This window comes from Streptomyces sp. NPDC021115, assembly GCF_044333065.1.
Taxonomy (GTDB): Bacteria; Actinomycetota; Actinomycetes; order Streptomycetales; family Streptomycetaceae; genus Streptomyces.
The window spans coordinates 166968-184214 of the sequence record NZ_JBIRQF010000004.1 but is presented as its reverse complement, the minus strand read 5'-3'; the positions used below and the strand labels follow the sequence as shown (position 1 = coordinate 184214).

Here is a 17247-nt window from a genome sequence, read left to right as displayed (position 1 = left end):
GTAAATGCTGCTCCGGCGAGGCAGTGTGCCGCTGGCCCCGTATGACGGTCCCGCCAGAACAGTGCTACCCGGGCGGCCCGGGAAGGGCGGGAAGCGGTGCCCCTTCACGTCCGTGCTCCAGTGGTGGCCTGCACCGCAGGCACACTCCCGGGTCATGCTCTCGGGCACGATCTCGCCCGGGCGTCATGTCGTCTGTGCGTCGCTTCGCCCGCTCTCGCGGCTCAGGCCTCGACCCAAACCAGGGTCATCCCCCTGCGGGAGGCAGGAGGGGCACGATCTCGGCCGCCGGGCGGGCTGTGTGCAGGCTGAGCAGATCGGCGATCAGGTCGTCCAGGGGCGGCCAGGGAAGGTCCCCGTGGTCGTTGTAGAGGCTGACCAGGCCGTGCAGCCCGGTCCAGAGTAGGAGGCCCGCCTGCCATTGCTGCTCCGTCGAGGACGGCCTGCGTGCCCCCTCGGCGGCCGCTGCCAGGGAGGCCGTGACGGCCTCGAGTGGTTCGGCTCCGGCGCCGTGCGCTGACCCCGGGATCAGGTCGTCCGGCATGCGCCCGCCGAAAAGGGTGCGGTAGTGGCCGGGTTGGCCGACTCCCCAGCGTACGTAGGCGGCGCACCGGGCGGCGAGGTCGGCCAGCGGGTTCGGGGCGGACTGCGCGGCTTGGTCCATCAGGCGCGCCAACTCCGCGTAGCGCAGTCGCAGCACGTGCTGGACCAGCGCACTCAGGTCGGGGAAGTGGCTGTAGATGCTGGCCGGCGCCACCCCGACCTCGCGTGCGACCTGCCGCAGGGTCAGCGTCTCCGGCTGGTCGAGGGTGGACAGCAGCTTTGCCGCGGCGTCCACGAGTTGGGCCTTGAGTACCTGTCCCTGCCCGCGCGGATTACGGCGACGGGGAGCGGACTGCTCCTGCGGCGACACCTTGGCTCCCTTCTGACCAGGCTGAACGGTTGAGCAGCAGAGGTTCACCGTACAGCCGGGTCTCGCCTTGACATCGCTAACCAACAGTTGTTTAGTCATGTCACCAACAGTTGTTCAGTCAAGGGGTGGATCATCATGCGCATCGCCATACTGGGGGCGTCGGGGCGGACCGGCGGCACGCTCGTGGGTCAAGCGCTGGAGAGGGGGCACGACGTCGTGGCCCTGGTCCGGACGCCGGCCGCGTTCGCCGTGCCCGCGCCGCGGCAGGTCGAGGTCCGCAAGGCGGATGTCACCGACCCGCGGAGCTTCCCCGACCTGGCCGACATCGACGTGATCGTCTCCGCCATCGGCATCGCCAAGGGCGACGGTCCGGGCGCACTGGTCGCCGGAGCCAGGGTGCTCGCGGCGGTCGGCGTCCGCACGGTGTGGCTCGGCGCACTGGGCTCGGGCGTGTCGAGCCGGTCGGGCGGGCTGATCTACGCGGGGGTGATGCGGATGTTCGTCGGCTCGGAACTGGCCGAGAAGGCCGAGGCCGACCAGATCGCGCTCGCCGCCGGCGCCACGGTCTTCCACGCCCCGGACGTCACCGAGGGCCCCCTCAGTTCCACCGGCCGCATCGTGCCTTTGGCGGAACTGCGGCGTCCCCTGCTCCCGCCCCGGATCTCCCGGGCCACGCTGGCCTCCCTGCTGCTGGACGAGGCGGAGACGGACAAGCACGGCAGCGGAATCGCCGTACCCCTCAGCTACTGAGGATTAATGCGTGATGTCGCCAGGGCCTGTGGCGAGGCCGGTGCCGATGAGGCAGCCGGTGATGATGGTGGGCCGGTACTGGATCTGGCGTAGGCCCCGGCGGACTGCGGTGACCAGGTGCGTGTAATCGGTGAAGGCGATGTTGGCCAGGCTGGTGCGCCGCAGGCTGGACCAGATCCCCTCCACGGGGTTGAGGTCCGGTGCATAGGCCGGCAACTGGAACACCGTGAGCCAGTCCCGAGCCGTGGTCCAGGCGCGCATCGCGCGACTGAGGTGCAGGCCGACGTTGTCCCAGACCAGCACGATCGGTGCGCCGAGCTGGGTGTGGGCGGCTGTGAGCAGGTCCCGTAAGTCCTTCCAGGAGAAGCCCTTACGACCGTCGGCCCGCCGGTCACCGGTGTGCCGGAAGACCAATCGCGGCCGCTCGCCGGGCTTGTAGCAGCACAGAGCGGCCACCGACAGGTGGCGTCTGCTGCCGCCGTTGACCCGGATCACCGGGGTGACGCCTCTGCGGGACCAGGTGCGGGCGGTGTGCGGCGTCATCGAGAACCCGGCCTCGTCGGCGAAGACGGTCCAGGCGCCGAGCGCCGCCGCGGTGGTTCCACGGCCGACCAGGTCTCCTTCACCCACGTCGCGACCGCCTTGTCGTCGCGCTGCACCGCCCTGCGAGCCGGAACCTGGGGCGACCAGCCGTGCCGGTGCAGCAACAGGCATACCCCGGGCCCGGTGTAGCTCTTGTGGAACATCCGCCCGATCAGTGTCCGGATCCGCGCGAGCGTCCAGCGCTCGTCGGGCCAGCCGTGCGCCACCGCCCCCAACGCCAGCGCCGCCTCCAGCTTCACGAACAGCTCGTCGCTGAGCTTGGGCAGGGACGCCGGCCCCTTCGAGACCAGTCCCGCCTCACCCCGCTCGGCCCACTCGTGCCGCCAGCGCTGCACCGAGCGCACATGCACCCGCAGCATCTTCGCCACCTCGACGTTGTCACTGCCGGCCGTGAACATCTCGCCCGCATCCAGACGGATCTGCTCGCGAAAAGCCCTCCGCTCGGCAGTCAGCCCGCCACCCTGCGCATACCTCATGACCGTGGTGTACCGCGACGATCACGACCTGTCAGCACCCCACGACATCACGCATTACAAGTCAGTAGCCCTCGGCTGACACGACATTCGGAACAAGACCGCCCGGGCGAATCAGCTGTCGCCCGGCGCGAGGAACCGCGCCGAAAGGACACCATGAGCAACTTCGCCGACAAAATCGGACTCGTGACGGGCGCCGGAAGCGGCATCGGCCGCGCGGCGGCGATCGAGCTGGCTCGGCAGGGCGCCATCGTCGCCGTCACCGACATCGACGAGGCCACAGCGGGCGAGACCACCGAAATGATCAGGAAGGACGGCGGAGAGGCACTGGCTCTCCGCGTCGACATCAGCGACGAGGACGCGGTGCGGACCGCCGTCGAACGCACGATCAAGACGTACGGCGGCCTCGACTTCGCCGTGAACAACGCGGGCCTCGACTCGCACCACCGACAGCTCGACCACATGAGTCTGGAGGAGTTCGAGCGAGTCACCCACGTCAACCTGAGCGGGACCTTCCTCTGCATGAAGTACGAGCTGCCCGCCCTGCGCAGCCGCGGCGGCGGCGCGATCGTCAACGTCGCCTCCAACGGCGGCCTGTACGCGATCCCGACCGCCCCCGCCTACGTGGCCGCCAAGCACGGCATCGTCGGCCTCACCAAGGTCGCCGCCGTGGACTACGCGCCGCACAACATCCGCGTCAATGCCATCTGCCCCGGTCCGACCCGCACACCCGGTTTCGAAAGGGTCGCGGCCGGCACCGACATGATCGCGATGCAGGCGGCGATCACCCCGCTCGGCCGGTTGGCCACATCGGAGGAGGCGGCCGCAGCCGCGGTCTGGCTCTGCTCGGACGCCGCGGGCTACGTCACCGGGATCGCGCTGTCGGTGGACGGCGGGAGGCGCGCGTGAAGGCCGTCGAGTAGCGCAGACTGCTGATGCGGTCCTGACTGCGCGTACAGGCTGAGGAGTTTGCCGATGCGGTAGTCCGGCGCCAGCAGGATCGGATCACCGGAGCGAATCCCGGTTGACGCTTCGTGCTCCACCACGTCTGCCCATCCCGCCAGCATGGGTACGCGCGGTGAGGCGACCAGCACCCAGAAGACACGCCACTTCCTCGTCGCGCCGCCCTGACAGATCGGCTTCAACACGCCGATTCAATAGAGAACGAGCCGTAGCCGAGAGGCAGCCGTTCGACGACCTTCGTAGGCGCTGCCTGATGTTGGCGTGGGTGGAGGGGCTCGCTGTGGGATCCGCGGGGCCGGATCCCACGGTAGGCCCCGTCATCGACGGCCGTTTCGGCAGGTCAGTTGGGGCCAGGCGGGCTCACGTACCTGGACGTGTCCACACGCCGGTGTGGAACACGTCCACACGCAGAACACCCCCCTTCCCTGCGTTTCCGCAGGGAAGGGGGGTGATTCGAGCGGTAGCGGTGGGATTTGAACCCATCCACGTGACCCGTTTCACCTGCGGTTTTTCTGGGGATCGGGACAAAATGCCCCTCTTCGATCCTCCTGGATGCTGCTGAATCCGGATCGAGCCGGTGTCGTGTGGACGTGTCCACGCGACAGCAGTGCCCTGAGGGCGTGACGCGGCAGAGGTGGAGCGCATGTGGCGCCGCTGCCGGAGTTGGGTTGTGTCCAACCCTTCCAGCGGGTTGGGTCGGCGGGAATTCCCAGCGCCCCGAGTGGCCGGGCTGGAGGCCCAGGTCATGCCAAATCGCTACGTAGTACCTCTCTCGTGCGGTTCGCTGCTTCTCCAGCAGGGCGGACCAAGATTCGGAGGTGCAGCTCTGGGCATGCAGGGTGTGTTCCAAGTCCGCGACCGTTACTGCCCAGCCGTCCGCCTCCTGTGCCACCTCAGGGATGCCGAGTATCAACAGCGCTTCTCCGGAAGCGGGATCGCACATCAGTGGCTGCTGCCAGTTGGGAAGCCGCTTCTGGTGGAGGCAAGGGCCTCGGGTGAGGGTCGTTGCCGAGGTGGGCCGATACTCGGCGGGTCAGGGTGACGGTCTTCCTCAGCGACAACGCGTAGTCGGTGTAGGCCGCCCATCGCCGCTCCTCCCAACGAGCTTCCTGCTTACGACGGAAACGGGTCTGATCGCCGTGCAAAACGGCCAGGTACGGGCCGAGGGCTCCGATGATCACGCCGATGAGGGCTGGGGGCTGTTGTATGAACGCGGACACTGCTGCATGGCCCTCGTCGAGGCGCTCGCGGCCGACACCGGCCGGATCTTCGGCGAACCCTGCGGGCCCGGGCTGGCCATAGAGCTCCACGAGGCCCTGGACCCGCTGGCCCCCACCTGGCCCCCGCCGGCCGGGAGGCCATCCTCCTCCAGGGCGCCCGTATCGCTCTTGCCGACGGGCCGTAAACGCCTGCCGAACGGGAGACCCTCGCTACGGTGGGCACTGCCCTGATGATCTGTGCGGATGATGTGACGCGATTGCTCACGGCGGCGCGGACGTCGTCGTGGGCCCCGGGTGGGCCCGGGCCCCTCGCGCCCTCCCGGCGGGGGATTGAATTCTGCTGCGGGTCGGTGAGGGCTGGTCGCGCACACGCGGCGGTAGCCGCAGATCGAAACAGTCCCGCGCCCCTTCCGGGGCGGCGCGCCGTCCGCCGATTACTCCCCGGGGAGTAATCCGCACCCGCCGTCGCCCCCGGCAGTACGCGTCACCTCGCCCTCCCGCCCGACGAAAGCCGTGGTTCTCACCGGAAGTCTGGGGACCGAAGCAGACGTCACCCGGAGGGAGATCGGCCAATGGGGGCCGGAGAGACAACCACGACGAGGACGGGACGCGGGCGAGCCGTTCCATGGGCGGTGCTCGGGCTGTGGATTGCCGTGCTCGCGCTCGTCGGGCCGTTCGCGGCGAAGCTCGCCGACGTCCAGCAGGACCGGGTCACCGACTACCTGCCGGCGAGCGCTGACTCGACGCAAGCGGCGAAGATCGAGGACAAGTTGCCCGGGGGCGAGACCACCGAGATGGTGCTCGTCTACCACCGGGACGGCGGGCTCAGCGCCGCCGACCGGGAGACCGCGGCCGGGCAGGTCGCGGAGATCACCCGGCGGCACGAGCTGATCGGCGGTGCTCCCAAGGGGATTCCGTCCAAGGACGGCACGACCCTGATGTACCCGGTCGCCAGCAACGAGCCCGGGGCGAACGAGGAGCAGCGGGACAAGCTCGTCAACGACGTCCGCGAAGTCGCCCAGGGCGAAGGCGGGTTGAGCGTCGATGTGGGCGGCGCCGGCCCGCTGGACATCGACTCCGGCGCGGTCTACGACTCGCTCGGCGGACCGCTGCTCTACACCACCATCGCCGTCGTCGCCGTACTGCTGATCCTGATCTACCGCAGCCCCGTGCTGTGGCTCGTGCCTCTCGTCGTCGCCGGGATCGCCGACTACGTGTCGATGGGTATCGCCTACGGCCTCAACCAGGCCTTCGGCACGACCGTCTCGGGGCAGAGTTCGGCTGTGATGACGATCCTCGTGTTCGGGGCGGGCACGGACTACGCGCTGCTGCTCGTCTCGCGCTACCGGGAGGAGCTGCGGCGCATCGAGCGACCGTACGAGGCCATGGTCGCCGCCCTGCGCGGCTGCGGGCCCGCCGTGCTCGCGTCCTCCGGCACCGTCGCCGCCGGACTGCTGTGCCTGCTCGCCGCCGACCTCAACAGCAGCCGGGGCATGGGCCCGCTCGGCACCGTCGGCGTGCTGTGCGCGCTGATCGCGATGATCACCCTGCTCCCCGCCATCCTCGTACTGCTCGGACGGCGTGTGTTCTGGCCGCTCGTGCCCGCCTTCGGGAGCACGCCCAAGCAGCGGCGGAGCCTGTTCTCGGCGATGGGCAGCTCTGCCGGACGCAGGCCGCTGACCGTACTCGCGAGCGGTGCCGTACTGCTCGGCGCCCTCGCCCTGGGCTCGCTCAACCTGCCGGGACCGGTCAAGCAGGAGGACTCCTTCGTCGACAAGCCGGAGTCCGTCGTCGCGATGAAGACCCTTGCCAAGGCCTATCCCGAGCAGGGCAGCCAGCCCATCGACGTGATCACCCCGCAGGGCCGCGCCGACGAGACCCTCGCGGCCGTCCGCGGCACCCCGGGAGTCGGCAGCGCGGAGAAGGGGCGTACGGGAGACGGCTGGACCGAGATCTCCGTCTTCGCGAAGAGCGCACCCCAGTCGGCGGGGGAGATCGCCACCATCAAGTCCCTGCGGGACGAACTGAAGGGCTCCTACGTCGGCGGGGACAGCGCCCAGCAGATCGACCTGGAGGACACCAACGCCCGGGACACGAAGATCGTCGTGCCGCTCGTCCTCGTCTCCGTGATGCTCATCCTGATCGGACTGCTGCGGAGTCTGGTCGCACCGCTGCTCCTGGTGGTCGCGGTCGTCGCGGTGTGGGGTGCCTCCCTCGGGATCGGCGGACTGGTCTTCGAATCGATCCTCGGCTTCGAGGGCACCGATCCGGGGCTCGGACTGCTGTCCTTCGTGTTCCTGGTCGCCCTCGGCGTCGATTACGGCATCTTCCTCATGCACCGGATGAGGGAGGAGTCCCTGGCGGGAGCGGAACCGGCCGCGGCGGCACTCACCGCACTGCGCACCACCGGCGGCGTCATCGCCTCCGCCGGACTGGTCCTCGCCGCGACCTTCGCCGTGCTGATGAACATGGGCCTGGTACAGCTGGTCCAGCTCGGCTTCGTGATCGCCGTCGGCGTCCTGCTCGACACCTTCCTCGTACGGACGTACCTGGTGACCAGCGCCAGCGTCGCCCTGCGCCGGAAGGTGTGGTGGCCTGGAGGGCTCTCACGGGAGCCCGAGCCGGCCGAACGGACCGGACCGGCCGGACCGACCGAGCCGCCCCGGCAGCCGGAAACCGTCAGTGCACCCTGAGCACGCTGATCGTGCACCTTGATCCGGCGGGCCCGCCCGGGTGCCTCTCCTTCCGGAGGGGCGCCCGGGTTCCCGCACGAGTACCGGAAGATGGAGCCGTGGAAGAACGGGGAACGACCACAGGGCTACGCGACCGGTCGGCGGCGGAGACGGCGGCCGGTGGCGGCGGGCGGTCCCGTCGCGTCGAGCGCATCATGTCCGCCATCAACCGCGAGCCGCTGACCGCGCCGCACCGCACCCGCAACGACGCGGTCCTCGCGCTGGGCGTCGCCGTGCTCGCCGTAGCCATCGCCCTGACGGGCGGCGAAGGGATCCGGCCCGGCCATCTCAGCTGGAAGCTGCTGCTCGCCGGGTACGTGCCTCTCGTATGGCGGCGCCGCAGTCCGTTATTGGCCCTGCTCGGGGTGGTGGCCTGCATGGCTCCGTACTACGCCCTCGACTACAACCCCGCCCTGCCCGTCCCCGCGACCGTCCTGGCGCTCTACACCGTCGCGGCGACCGGCGCCGTACGCCGCACGCTGCTCACCGGTGTCGCCGTCCTCGGCCCGACAGTGATCAGCAACGGCCTCACCAACCAGGACGGGGCGCTGGAGTCCCTGGAGATCTCCGGCTGGATCATCGCGGTCCTGTTCGTCGGTATCGCCGTCCGCTACTACCGCTTGTACGTCGCCTCCATCGTCGAGCGGGCCGAACGGGCCGAACGCACCCGGGAGGAGGAGGCCAGGCGCCGCGTCGCCGAGGAACGGCTGCGGATGGCCCGTGACCTGCACGACCTGCTCGCCCACAGCATCACGCTCATCGGCGTGCAGACGTCCGTGGCGGCCCACATCCTCACCGCCGACCCCGAGCGCCTCGACCGCAAGGCCGTCGCCCAGGCACTGGACGACATCGCGGGGACCTGCCGGACCGCCCGGGGGGAACTGCGTACGACGCTGGAGGTGCTGCGGGCGCATGACACGGTCATGGGAGTGGGCGCGGACCTGGGAGCGGGGGCCGGTTCCTTGTCCGGTTCTGTTTCCGGGGCCGAGGACATGCGGGGGCCGCTGCCCGGGATCGACGGACTGGCCGGTCTCGCGGAGGCAGGCCGGGTGGCCGGGGCCAAGGTCGAACTGTCCGTCCGTGCGGACGGCATACCGCCCTCCGTGGGCGCCGCCGCGTACCGGATCGTGCAGGAGGCGCTCACCAACGCCGTACGGCACGGTGGCCGCGAGGACCTCACCGTGCGGGTGGGTCTGTGGACCGCGGACGGCGCACTGCGGGTGAGTGTCAGGGACGACGGGACGGGCGGGGACGACGGTTCGGGCGGCGGAGTGGGCCCGTCCGGCGGCACGCCGGGGTTCGGGCTCGTCGGAATGCGGGAGCGGGCCCGGAGCGTGGGCGGCACACTGGACGCCGGTCCGGGGCCCGCCGAGGGCTTCGAGGTGACCGCCACACTGCCGCTGTCCCGGGAGGACGAGGTTCGATGACCATCCGCGTACTGCTGGCCGACGACCAGAACCTCGTACGGGCTTCCTTCGCGATGCTCGTTTCGTCGGCCGGGGACATGGAGGTCGTCGCCGAGGCGGGCACCGGGCGGGAGGCCGTGGCGCTGGCCCGGTCGGCGCGGGCCGATCTCATCGTGATGGACATCCGCATGCCCGACCTCGACGGGATCGAGGCGACCCGGCTCATCGCCGCCGACGAGGATCTCGCGGGGGTGAAGGTGCTCGTCCTGACGACGTACGAGACCGACGAGCACATCGTCGAGGCACTGCGGGCCGGGGCGTCCGGCTTCCTCGTGAAGGACATCAGGCCGGCCGAACTCCTCGACGCCATCCGGACGGTGGCCGCGGGGGAGTCCCTCCTCTCGCCCGGTCCCACCTCGCGGCTGATCGCCCGCTTTCTGCGCGCGCCGGACACCGCGACGACATCCGCGGTGGGCGGGCCGAGCGGGCTGTCCGAACGGGAACGGCAGGTGCTCGCGCTGGTCGCCCGCGGTCTCAACAACTCCGAGATCGCCGACGCGTTGGGACTCAGCCCGCTGACCGCGAAGACCCATGTCAGCCGGATCATGGGCAAGCTGGGGGCGCGGGACCGGGCACAGCTGGTGATCGTGGCGTACGAGTCGGGGCTTGTGATACCCGGGACTGTCTGAGTTCGGGCCGACCCCGGGCCGACTCCGGATCGGGTTCGGGTTGCGTTCCGGGGGTCCGTTGTGCGGTCCCTCAACTCCCTGTGGTTGCACGGGCATTGCTCTGTCCCTCGGTGCGCACTCTCCGATGTCACCAGCCTGACCAGCGCCTTCACGGACGCACTGCGACCGCGTGGCACCGGGCACGACCCGGCTGGATCGAGGTAGATCTCGCGATCATGCTCGCCGACGGCGGCGAGGCGATAGCGGACCTGGCCCTGCTGCGCGACCAGGACGAGGTTTTCGGCCCTGTCGCCGCCACTCCGACCGCCTGGCGTCTGCTGGCCGGCATCGATTCGGCTGCACTCCCGCGCCTGCGCTCGGCCAGAGCCACCGCCCGGGACCGTTCATGCGCGACATCAGCACAGCGGGTCTGCCGGGCTTGCTGTGGGACCCGCGGGGCCGGATCCCACAGAATGCTCCGTCATCGACGGCCGTATCGGCAGGTCAGCTGGGTTGTGTGGGCTCACGTGCCGAGATGCGTCCACACAATTGGTGGACGTGTCCACACGCAAAACACCCCCCTGCCCTGCGTTTCCGCAGTTCAGGGGGGTGATTCGAGCGGTAGCGGTGGGATTTGAACCTATCCACGTGACCCGTTTCACCTGCGGTTTTTCTAGAGATCGGGACAAAGTATCCCTCTTCGGTCCTCCTGGGTGCTGCTGAATCCGGTTGTATCCCGGGTTGGTGTGGACGTGTCCACACACTCCGTTGATCGATGAGGCGAGGGAGAGCTGCGCGACCGGAGGGTGCTGAGGCCGCATCACGCGAGGAGCCTCTGCGGCAATGTCCGGCATTGGTTGAGTCTCCTGTGGGGGGAGACCTCAAGCTGAGCTGTATGGACAGCGACGGCCTCTATTCCATCGGAGAATTATCCCGCCGAACCGGCCTGACGGTGAAGACCATCCGGTTCTACTCCGACCAGGGCATCGTCCCGCCGACCGGCCGGAGCCCGGCAGGCTACCGGCTCTACGGCCCCGACGCGCTCGCGCGCCTGGACCTGGTCCGCACGCTGCGCGATCTCGGGCTCGACCTGGCGACCGTGCGCAAGGTGCTGGACCGGGAGGCGTCCATACCGGAAGTCGCGGAAGCACATGCCAACGCCTTGGACGTGCAGATCCGAACGCTCCGCCTGCGCCGGGCAGTGCTGCGCGCAGTCGCCAGACGCGGCCCCACCCCCATGGAGATGGACCTCATGCACCGACTCGCCACGCTCTCCCAGGCCGAACGGCGCCGACTGGTAGCCGACTTCATCGACGACACCTTCAGGGACCTCGATGCCAACCCCGAGTTCGTGACCCTGATGCGATCCGCCATGCCCGAGCTGCCCGACGACCCATCCCCTGATCAGGTGGGGGCCTGGGTGGAACTCGCCGAACTGTGCCAGGACGCGGACTTCCGTACGGTGGTGCGGCACATCGCCGAGGAGCAGGCGGAAGACCCTTCCCCGCAGGACGTCGGCAGTCTGCACGACGGTCTCAACCAAGCGATGCGCGAACGAATCGACGAAGCCGTATCCGTCGGCCTCCTTCCGGCCTCCGCCCAAGCACCCCTCGCCGACTCACTGGGCAGCCTCTACGGCCACGCGTTCGAGCGAGCCGGCGACGGCGATCTGCGCCGCTGGCTCCTAGCCCGCCTGCAGATGACCACCGATCCATGCGCCGCGCGCTACTGGCAGCTCCTGGCGACGATCAACGGCTGGCCCACATCCCCGACTCTCGCCCCCGTGTACACCTGGTTCACCACCGCCCTCCACGGTTCTTCTGCCGTGGCAGCGACGTCTTGAGCACGGGAGGGCATCACGTGAAGTACGACATCCTTCAAATCCTCGGTATGGCTCTCCTCGTCCTCGGGGGGCAGGGAGCGATCCGCCAGCTCGTCGACCACGACAACGCCGGCCTGCTCGGTTGGCTGCCAGGCGGATTCGCGGTCGGCATCACCGTCCACGTTGTCGCCGCGGCCATCGGCGCGGGCCTTGCGGGCTGGGCGCGCGGGCAAGCGAAGGCTGTCAGGCGCACGAGCTGATGGTTGGGCTGCCTACGTGAGGGGAGCATCGAGCACGGCAAGATCCACCCGTTCACCGCGGAGCCGGGAACGTGGCGCGGCGGATGTCCGGCTTCGCTGGAGGCGCCCAGCTCAACTCCATCGAATCCACCCTCGATCTCGTCGTCTCGTCCTGACCACCAGGAGGGGCGCCCGGCCAGAGACGGGGCGCCCTGGGTCGTCGGACGCAGTCTTGCGTGGATGATGCATGCCCGTCGGCATGCCCGGGACTACGAACGGCTTGCCCAGCACTCGGGGAACCGACGAAGTACGGCTCCCCGGGTGACGGAATGTGTAGGCCGTGCGGGCGGGGTTCCGAGAGCGGTCTCGAGGTGTCTCGTCTCACTGAAGGTTGACCGATCGCATCGAACGTTGACCGGCCGTCTCCGAAGCAGCGGATCCGCTCTCACGCTGTCGGGAAACCTGGCCTGAACAAGATCCGACCACAGAGGTAGCTCAAGTAGGCCTGTAGAGCGACGTGTTGGAGGCAATCGGAGGTCTAGCGTCGACTGTATGACCACCAGACGTCGAAGAGCCGTTGCAGCCAGCCTGCTCACCCTCGCCCTGTCCGCCCCGCTCCTGGACGCCGCACCGCCCCGCCTCCGCCCAGGGCGTGCAGACTCCTCCCTCCCGGGTTCCGTACGCGAGCGGGTTGGCGTTGCCGCTTCCCACCGGTCCGTACATGGTGGGCCGCCGCGCCCTGCACTTGGTCGACAGGGACCGCACTGACCCGTGGGTGCCAAGGGCGGGGAACCGGGAGCTGATGGTGTCGGTGTCCTATCCGTCGCGTGGGGCGGGCGGTTCGCCAGCGGCATACATGACCGATGACGAGGCGCAGCTCCTGCTGGAGGCCCGAGGTCTCGGCGGAGTGGTGCCTGCCGCAACGGTTGCAGGGGCGCGTACTCACGCTGAGGAAAGTGTTCTCCCGGCGCCGGGGCGTTTCCCCTTGGTGCTGCTTTCTCCGGGATTCTCGATGCCGCGCACCACACTCACGTCGGTCGCCGATGATCTCGCGAGTCGCGGCTACGTCGTTGCCTCCGTGGACCACGCATACGAATCCGTTGGTACGGCCTTTCCTGGGGGCCGAATGCTGACCTGTGTGGCCTGCGGGCAGGTCGAAACGTCCGAGGAGAAGGCAGCCCTCGCGCGCGGCCGGGCCAAGGACATGTCCTTCGTGATCGACGAGCTGACGAAGGCCCGACAGGCGGGGGCGCTGTCCCGCGCGATCGACCCGAGCCGGATCGGAATCGCGGGGCATTCGATCGGGGGCGCGGCCGCCGCGGCAACCATGGCCGCCGACCGTCGCGTGCGTGCCGGGGTTGACCTGGACGGTGACTTCTTCCTGAACCCTGCTGCTTCGGGGCTCGGCCGACGTCCATTCCTCATACTCGGCGCCGAGTCCACGCACAGCCCCGACAGCAAGGACACCGACTGGCCTGAGGCATGGAAGCACCTGAGCGGCTGGAAACGCTGGCTGACGGTGACCGGCGCCGGGCATTTCTCCTTCACGGACGTGCCTTATCTCGCCGGCCAGTTGGGCCTGTCGGATCCCGCCGTGCCGCTCTCCGGGGAACGAGGTTGGGACATAACCCGCGACTATGTGACCGCATTCTTCGACCTTCACCTGCGGGACATTCCGCAGCCGATCCTCACCGGTCCGACTGCCGCGCATCCCGAGGTCGTATTCCGGCAGCCGTGAGGACGCGCTGCACCGGCCCTCGGGAGTCCGCAGGCCAACCGGCGAGCTGGGATGCTCCGGATGGGGCTGGTGTGACCACGGCGTCGGAGCCGTCCGCTGACGGACCAGCTGCCGCTAGCGGCCGTGTGCCTGGCGCACGAACTTGACCTTGCGGCAGCTGGCGCCGCTGTTCGGTGTCGCGAAGTCCGCCGCGGGCCGAATCATCGACGACATCAGTCCGCGCCTGGCGCTGCAACACCGGCGCCGGTACCGGCGCGACACGGTGCTGATCGTGGACGGCACCCTGGTGCCCACGCGTGACCATACGGTCGCTGAGCAGTCCAAGAAGGCCAGCCCGTCGCGGGCAACGCAGCGGCTGCAAGGTACGGGAGCGCCCGCGTCGAGCACGTCTTCGCCCGCATCAAGGCCTGGAAGATCCTCCGCTACTGCCGAAACGTCTGTGTACGGAGGGGCTTGCCGCGGGGCCGGATCCCACGGAAGGCCCCGTCAGCGACAGCCGTTTCGGCAGGTCAGCTGGGTTATGTGGGCTCACGTGCCGGGACACGTCCACACAACTGGTGGACGTGTCCACACGCAAAACACCCCTCTGCCTGCGTTTCCGCAGGTCAGAGGGGCGTAAGAGCGGTAGCGGTGGGATTTGAACCCATCCACGTGACCCGTTTCACCTGCGGTTTTTCTGGAGATCGGGACAAAGGGTCCCTCTTCGATCCTCCTGGATGCTGCTCAACCCGGTTGCGTCCGGGGTCGGTGTGGACGTGTCCACACGGCTTCTCGAGGGCTATGAGGGCACGTCCCGGCAGCGAGGTGGAGAGTCGCGTTTGGCGCTCCGTGCTCTGGCGCGCCCTAGCTCGGCCACGCGCAAGCCAATGATTGAGGAATGGACAGAGAGTGACAAGTTGCGGTGTGGACGATACCGCTGTCCGTACTGCTGAGGTGCTGCGGAACGCGATCACCGCCAAGGACATGCGAGTCGGTGTGCGGTGGGCGCAGCGAGGACACCGGGCCTGGCCGGAAGCCACTCCCCGCGTGTTGGCTCCCCTGACAGGTCCCAGTAGTACTCGACGAGAAGGCAACGGAGTAGCTATTGCCGCGACGTGCTCATTCAAGTGGACGGAAAGGGCGCGCCTGGACGGCGGATGGTGCCATGGGAACGAGGGCCTGTGCCGTTCTTATCTACCCCATTCTCGAACGTACGCAGTGACGGTCGAGCGGGATCTCACCGGTACAAGCATGGCGAAGTACTTGACGCTCATCTACGTCGGGTACAGGGCCAAGAGTATTGTTTTGTGACTGGATGGTTAAGGCGGCGGCTTGTGCATCCACTCTTGTAGCGATTCCACTGACTTGATGGTTTCGGGATGCTGTGGGCCGAGCAGTCGCTTGCGCTGGGCAACGACCTTCTTCATCAGGCTCAATGCCTTACTGGTGTGTTCTGCCTGTTTGTAAGAGAGGGCCAGGTTGTTCCAGACCGTGAGGGTGTCGGGGTGTTTGGGGCCGAGGATGCGTTCGCGGTCTGCGGCGACGCGTTCGTGGATGGAGATAGCGTCGTTGGTGCGGCCCGCCTGTCTGTAGGAGTTGGCTAGGTGGTTCCAGGCGGTGAGGGTGTCGGGGTGTTCGGGGCCGAGAATGCGTTCGCGGTCGGTGGTGATGTGTTCGTGGATGGTGGTGGCGTCGTTGGTGCGGCCCGCTTGTAGGTAGGAGTTGGCCAGGTTGTTCCAGGCGGTGAGGGTGTTGGGGTGTTTGGGGCCGAGAATGCGTTCGCAGTCTGCGGTGACGCGCTCCTGGATGGGGATAGCGTCGTTGGTGCGGCCCGCTTGTAGGTAGGAGTTGGCCAGGTTGTTCCAGGCGGTGAGGGTGTTGGGGTGTTTGGGGCCGAGGATGCGTTCGTAGTCGGTGGTGACGCGTTCGTGGATGGTGATGGCGTCGCGGTTGCGGCCTGCCTGCTCGTAGGAGTTGGCCAGGTTGTTCCAGGCGGTGAGGGTGTTGGGGTGTTTGGGGCCGAGGATGCGTTCGTAGTCGGTGGTGAGGCGTTCGCGGATGGTGGTGGCGTCGTTGTATCGACCCGCGTTCAGGTAGGAGTCGGCTAGGCCACCCCACGAATGGAGGGTGTCGGGGTGTTCGGGGCCGAGGATGCGTTCGTAGTCGGTGGTGAGGCGTTCGTGGATGGTGGTGGCGTCGTTGGTACGGTCAGCCCTTTGATAGGTGAGGGCCAGGTTGTTCCAGGTGGTGAGGGTGTCGGGGTGTTCGGGGCCGAGAATCCGCTCAGCATCGACGGATAGGCGCTTCCAGTGGGCGATTGCGGCAGCGTACAGACCTGTGTTGGTCAGGTTTGCGCCTACTCGGACAAGTGCCTCTGGGGTTTCGGTCTGCCACAGGTGGTCTCCGCTGTGGGCAGCCAGGGTGTCGGTGTTCGCTCTCAGAGCCGCGCACAGTTCCGGATCCGTGTGGTCGAGGTGGCTCTCTGGCCAGGCTTCGTACAACGCGTCTGCTAGGGCGGTTGTGAGGGGGAGGTGTATGGGGGTGGCCTCACGGGTGGCGCGGGCTGTGAGGGCGTGAATGCGTACGGCCCGGGGGCCGTTGGCCGGATTGCAGGTGATCAGGGCATAGCGGTGGAGGAGGCGTAGGACTGCGCGGGCCTGGTCTGGGCTGACCTCTTGGTCCTGTTCGCTGTGGTCTTGAGCTTGGTTGGTATTTCGGGTGCGGTATGCGGTGCGCGGTCAGGTAGTTGATGACGGGCGTGGTGGCCCAGAGGGTTTGGGGGTGGCCGGCGGGGTCGAGGTAGGCGACCAGTCGCATTGCGGGCACCGCTAGGCCGAGAGGTTTGCACTGCTGGGCGGCATCCAAGGCCAGGAGCAGAGCTGTGGTCACCTGTCGTCCGTAGCCTTCGGTATCGGCCTCTTCGGGGAGCAGGTCGGTCAGGCGGGACTGGTGGTCAGCGAAGCGTTGCAGGTAATCGGTACAGGAGACGTCTTCGTTGATCATGTATGCCGCGGCGTGGGACAGGGCGAGTGGCAGGCGTCCCAGTTCGTCGGCCACGTCGCTGGTCCGTGTGTCGAGGAGGTGGGCCGCATCGGCTGCGGTAAGCCTCATCTTCAGATACGCATCAGCTTCGGCAGGGGTATAGGTGTCGACTTCGATCACGGTGCGGCCGCCCCCGGACATGGCTGCTTCGCGGCGTCGGGTGGTGGCCAGGACGTGGCCGCTGCCATTAGGGGAAGGGACGGGCCACCAAGGGCTGAGGCTCTTGGGGTCGGTGATGTCGTCGAGGACGATCAGCCAGGTGCGGGGGGTGGTGGCCAGCCAGTCCAGCAACGCTCGTGCATCCGTTTCCGCGTCTTCCCCCGTCGCGCCGGGGGCCTGGAGGCGTCGTGCGGCTTGGGCGTAGAGGTCGACAACCTGTTCTGTTTCGATGGCGTTCGCCCAGATCACCAGGTCGGTGCGGTCGGCGAGGGCTTGCGCGGCGTAGGAGGCTGCGAGCTGGGTTTTGCCGACTCCGCCGCCGCCGGTGAGGACTTGGGTCAGGACGACGGTGGTGTGGTCGGCCCGTGCGGTGTCCACGGCTTGTCTCAGGGCGATGCGGGGCTGGAAGGCGGAGGCCAGCGTGGGCACCGCGCCCACTCGTACCGGCCAGGAGACCGGTGCGGTGGATGAGAAGTAGTTGTACTGGTGGGACCCTGGGCCGGTCTGTACACCTTTGGCGCCTCGCAGGTCCATACGCGGCTC

The 17247-nt window shown here is 68.4% G+C and carries 14 protein-coding genes and 3 pseudogenes; 11 read left to right on the top strand and 6 right to left on the bottom strand.

Going from position 1 to position 17247, the window contains the following annotated elements; translation table 11 throughout:
- Positions 1–244: 244 nt before the first annotated feature.
- A complete protein-coding gene (locus ACH4TL_RS14755; protein ID WP_398314033.1) occupies positions 245–910 on the bottom strand; it encodes a TetR/AcrR family transcriptional regulator in 666 nt (221 codons plus the stop codon).
- A 135-nt stretch (positions 911–1045) separates the two neighbouring features.
- Between ACH4TL_RS14755 and ACH4TL_RS14750 the strand changes: the two genes are divergently transcribed.
- A complete protein-coding gene (locus ACH4TL_RS14750) occupies positions 1046–1660 on the top strand; it encodes an NAD(P)-dependent oxidoreductase (RefSeq protein ID WP_398314031.1) in 615 nt (204 codons plus the stop codon).
- Positions 1661–1663: 3 nt separating this feature from the next.
- Here the strand turns inward: ACH4TL_RS14750 and ACH4TL_RS14745 are convergent, their stop codons facing one another.
- Both ACH4TL_RS14745 and ACH4TL_RS14740 read right to left on the bottom strand, forming a co-directional pair.
- Positions 1664–2203: a transposase gene (locus ACH4TL_RS14745; protein WP_398314894.1), complete on the bottom strand. Its 540-nt coding sequence runs from the start codon at positions 2201–2203 to the stop codon at positions 1664–1666.
- Positions 2200–2739, bottom strand: a complete 540-nt coding sequence (locus tag ACH4TL_RS14740) for a winged helix-turn-helix domain-containing protein (RefSeq protein ID WP_398314029.1) — start codon at positions 2737–2739, stop codon at positions 2200–2202. Before ACH4TL_RS14740 ends, ACH4TL_RS14745 begins: the two co-directional genes overlap by 4 nt.
- Before the next feature lie 153 nt (positions 2740–2892).
- Between ACH4TL_RS14740 and ACH4TL_RS14735 the strand changes: the two genes are divergently transcribed.
- Positions 2893–3645 carry an SDR family NAD(P)-dependent oxidoreductase gene (locus tag ACH4TL_RS14735; protein WP_398314027.1) on the top strand — a complete coding sequence of 251 codons (753 nt, stop codon included), beginning with the start codon at positions 2893–2895 and terminating at the stop codon, positions 3643–3645.
- Here ACH4TL_RS14735 and ACH4TL_RS14730 read toward each other — a convergent pair.
- Positions 3597–3884, bottom strand: coding sequence for a hypothetical protein (locus ACH4TL_RS14730; protein ID WP_398314025.1), 288 nt, complete (start codon positions 3882–3884; stop codon positions 3597–3599). The two genes, ACH4TL_RS14735 and ACH4TL_RS14730, sit on opposite strands and share 49 nt — an antisense overlap.
- 969 nt (positions 3885–4853) lie before the next feature.
- Between ACH4TL_RS14730 and ACH4TL_RS14725 the strand changes: the two are divergent.
- From ACH4TL_RS14725 to ACH4TL_RS14685, 9 genes and pseudogenes are all read left to right on the top strand, one after another.
- Positions 4854–5203 (top strand): annotated as a pseudogene (locus ACH4TL_RS14725) (TerB family tellurite resistance protein); the annotation flags it as partial.
- A 288-nt stretch (positions 5204–5491) separates the two neighbouring features.
- On the top strand, positions 5492–7612 hold the full coding sequence (locus ACH4TL_RS14720; RefSeq protein ID WP_398314023.1) for an MMPL family transporter: 2121 nt from the start codon (positions 5492–5494) through the stop codon (positions 7610–7612).
- Between the two features lie 98 nt (positions 7613–7710).
- On the top strand, positions 7711–9078 hold the full coding sequence (locus ACH4TL_RS14715) for a sensor histidine kinase (protein ID WP_398314021.1): 1368 nt from the start codon (positions 7711–7713) through the stop codon (positions 9076–9078).
- Positions 9075–9746 carry a response regulator gene (locus ACH4TL_RS14710; RefSeq protein ID WP_398314019.1) on the top strand — a complete coding sequence of 224 codons (672 nt, stop codon included), beginning with the start codon at positions 9075–9077 and terminating at the stop codon, positions 9744–9746. The genes ACH4TL_RS14715 and ACH4TL_RS14710 overlap by 4 nt, the downstream gene beginning before the upstream one ends.
- A 117-nt stretch (positions 9747–9863) precedes the next feature.
- Positions 9864–10150: pseudogene (locus ACH4TL_RS14705) on the top strand (IS1380 family transposase); the annotation flags it as partial.
- 470 nt (positions 10151–10620) lie between these two features.
- Positions 10621–11568 (top strand): MerR family transcriptional regulator, encoded by a 948-nt coding sequence (locus ACH4TL_RS14700; RefSeq protein WP_398314017.1) that lies wholly within the window; start codon positions 10621–10623, stop codon positions 11566–11568.
- A gap of 17 nt (positions 11569–11585) precedes the next feature.
- Positions 11586–11807: a hypothetical protein gene (locus ACH4TL_RS14695; RefSeq protein WP_398314015.1), complete on the top strand. Its 222-nt coding sequence runs from the start codon at positions 11586–11588 to the stop codon at positions 11805–11807.
- Between the two features lie 835 nt (positions 11808–12642).
- The gene (locus ACH4TL_RS14690; RefSeq protein WP_398314013.1) at positions 12643–13524 is read left to right on the top strand and encodes an alpha/beta hydrolase family protein; all 882 of its coding nucleotides are present in this window, start codon (positions 12643–12645) and stop codon (positions 13522–13524) included.
- A gap of 130 nt (positions 13525–13654) precedes the next feature.
- Positions 13655–13956: pseudogene (locus ACH4TL_RS14685) on the top strand (transposase family protein); the annotation flags it as partial.
- 866 nt (positions 13957–14822) lie between these two features.
- Here ACH4TL_RS14685 and ACH4TL_RS14680 read toward each other — a convergent pair.
- Together ACH4TL_RS14680 and ACH4TL_RS14675 are read right to left on the bottom strand one after the other, a co-directional pair.
- On the bottom strand, positions 14823–16004 hold the full coding sequence (locus ACH4TL_RS14680; RefSeq protein WP_398314011.1) for a tetratricopeptide repeat protein: 1182 nt from the start codon (positions 16002–16004) through the stop codon (positions 14823–14825).
- A 46-nt stretch (positions 16005–16050) separates the two neighbouring features.
- On the bottom strand, positions 16051–17238 hold the full coding sequence (locus tag ACH4TL_RS14675; RefSeq protein ID WP_398314009.1) for an NB-ARC domain-containing protein: 1188 nt from the start codon (positions 17236–17238) through the stop codon (positions 16051–16053).
- Positions 17239–17247: the final 9 nt, after the last annotated feature.

Excerpts from the sequence above, each read along its gene's own strand:
- ACH4TL_RS14700 (WP_398314017.1), top strand. The coding sequence starts at position 10,621 with ATGGACAGCGACGGCCTCTATTCCATCGGAGAATTATCCCGCCGAACC.
- ACH4TL_RS14690 (WP_398314013.1), top strand. The coding sequence starts at position 12,643 with ATGACCGATGACGAGGCGCAGCTCCTGCTGGAGGCCCGAGGTCTCGGC.
- ACH4TL_RS14740 (WP_398314029.1), bottom strand. The coding sequence starts at position 2,739 with ATGAGGTATGCGCAGGGTGGCGGGCTGACTGCCGAGCGGAGGGCTTTT.
- ACH4TL_RS14710 (WP_398314019.1), top strand. The coding sequence starts at position 9,075 with ATGACCATCCGCGTACTGCTGGCCGACGACCAGAACCTCGTACGGGCT.
- ACH4TL_RS14735 (WP_398314027.1), top strand. The coding sequence starts at position 2,893 with ATGAGCAACTTCGCCGACAAAATCGGACTCGTGACGGGCGCCGGAAGC.
- ACH4TL_RS14750 (WP_398314031.1), top strand. The coding sequence starts at position 1,046 with ATGCGCATCGCCATACTGGGGGCGTCGGGGCGGACCGGCGGCACGCTC.
- ACH4TL_RS14745 (WP_398314894.1), bottom strand. The coding sequence starts at position 2,203 with ATGACGCCGCACACCGCCCGCACCTGGTCCCGCAGAGGCGTCACCCCG.
- ACH4TL_RS14675 (WP_398314009.1), bottom strand. The coding sequence starts at position 17,238 with ATGGACCTGCGAGGCGCCAAAGGTGTACAGACCGGCCCAGGGTCCCAC.
- ACH4TL_RS14720 (WP_398314023.1), top strand. The coding sequence starts at position 5,492 with ATGGGGGCCGGAGAGACAACCACGACGAGGACGGGACGCGGGCGAGCC.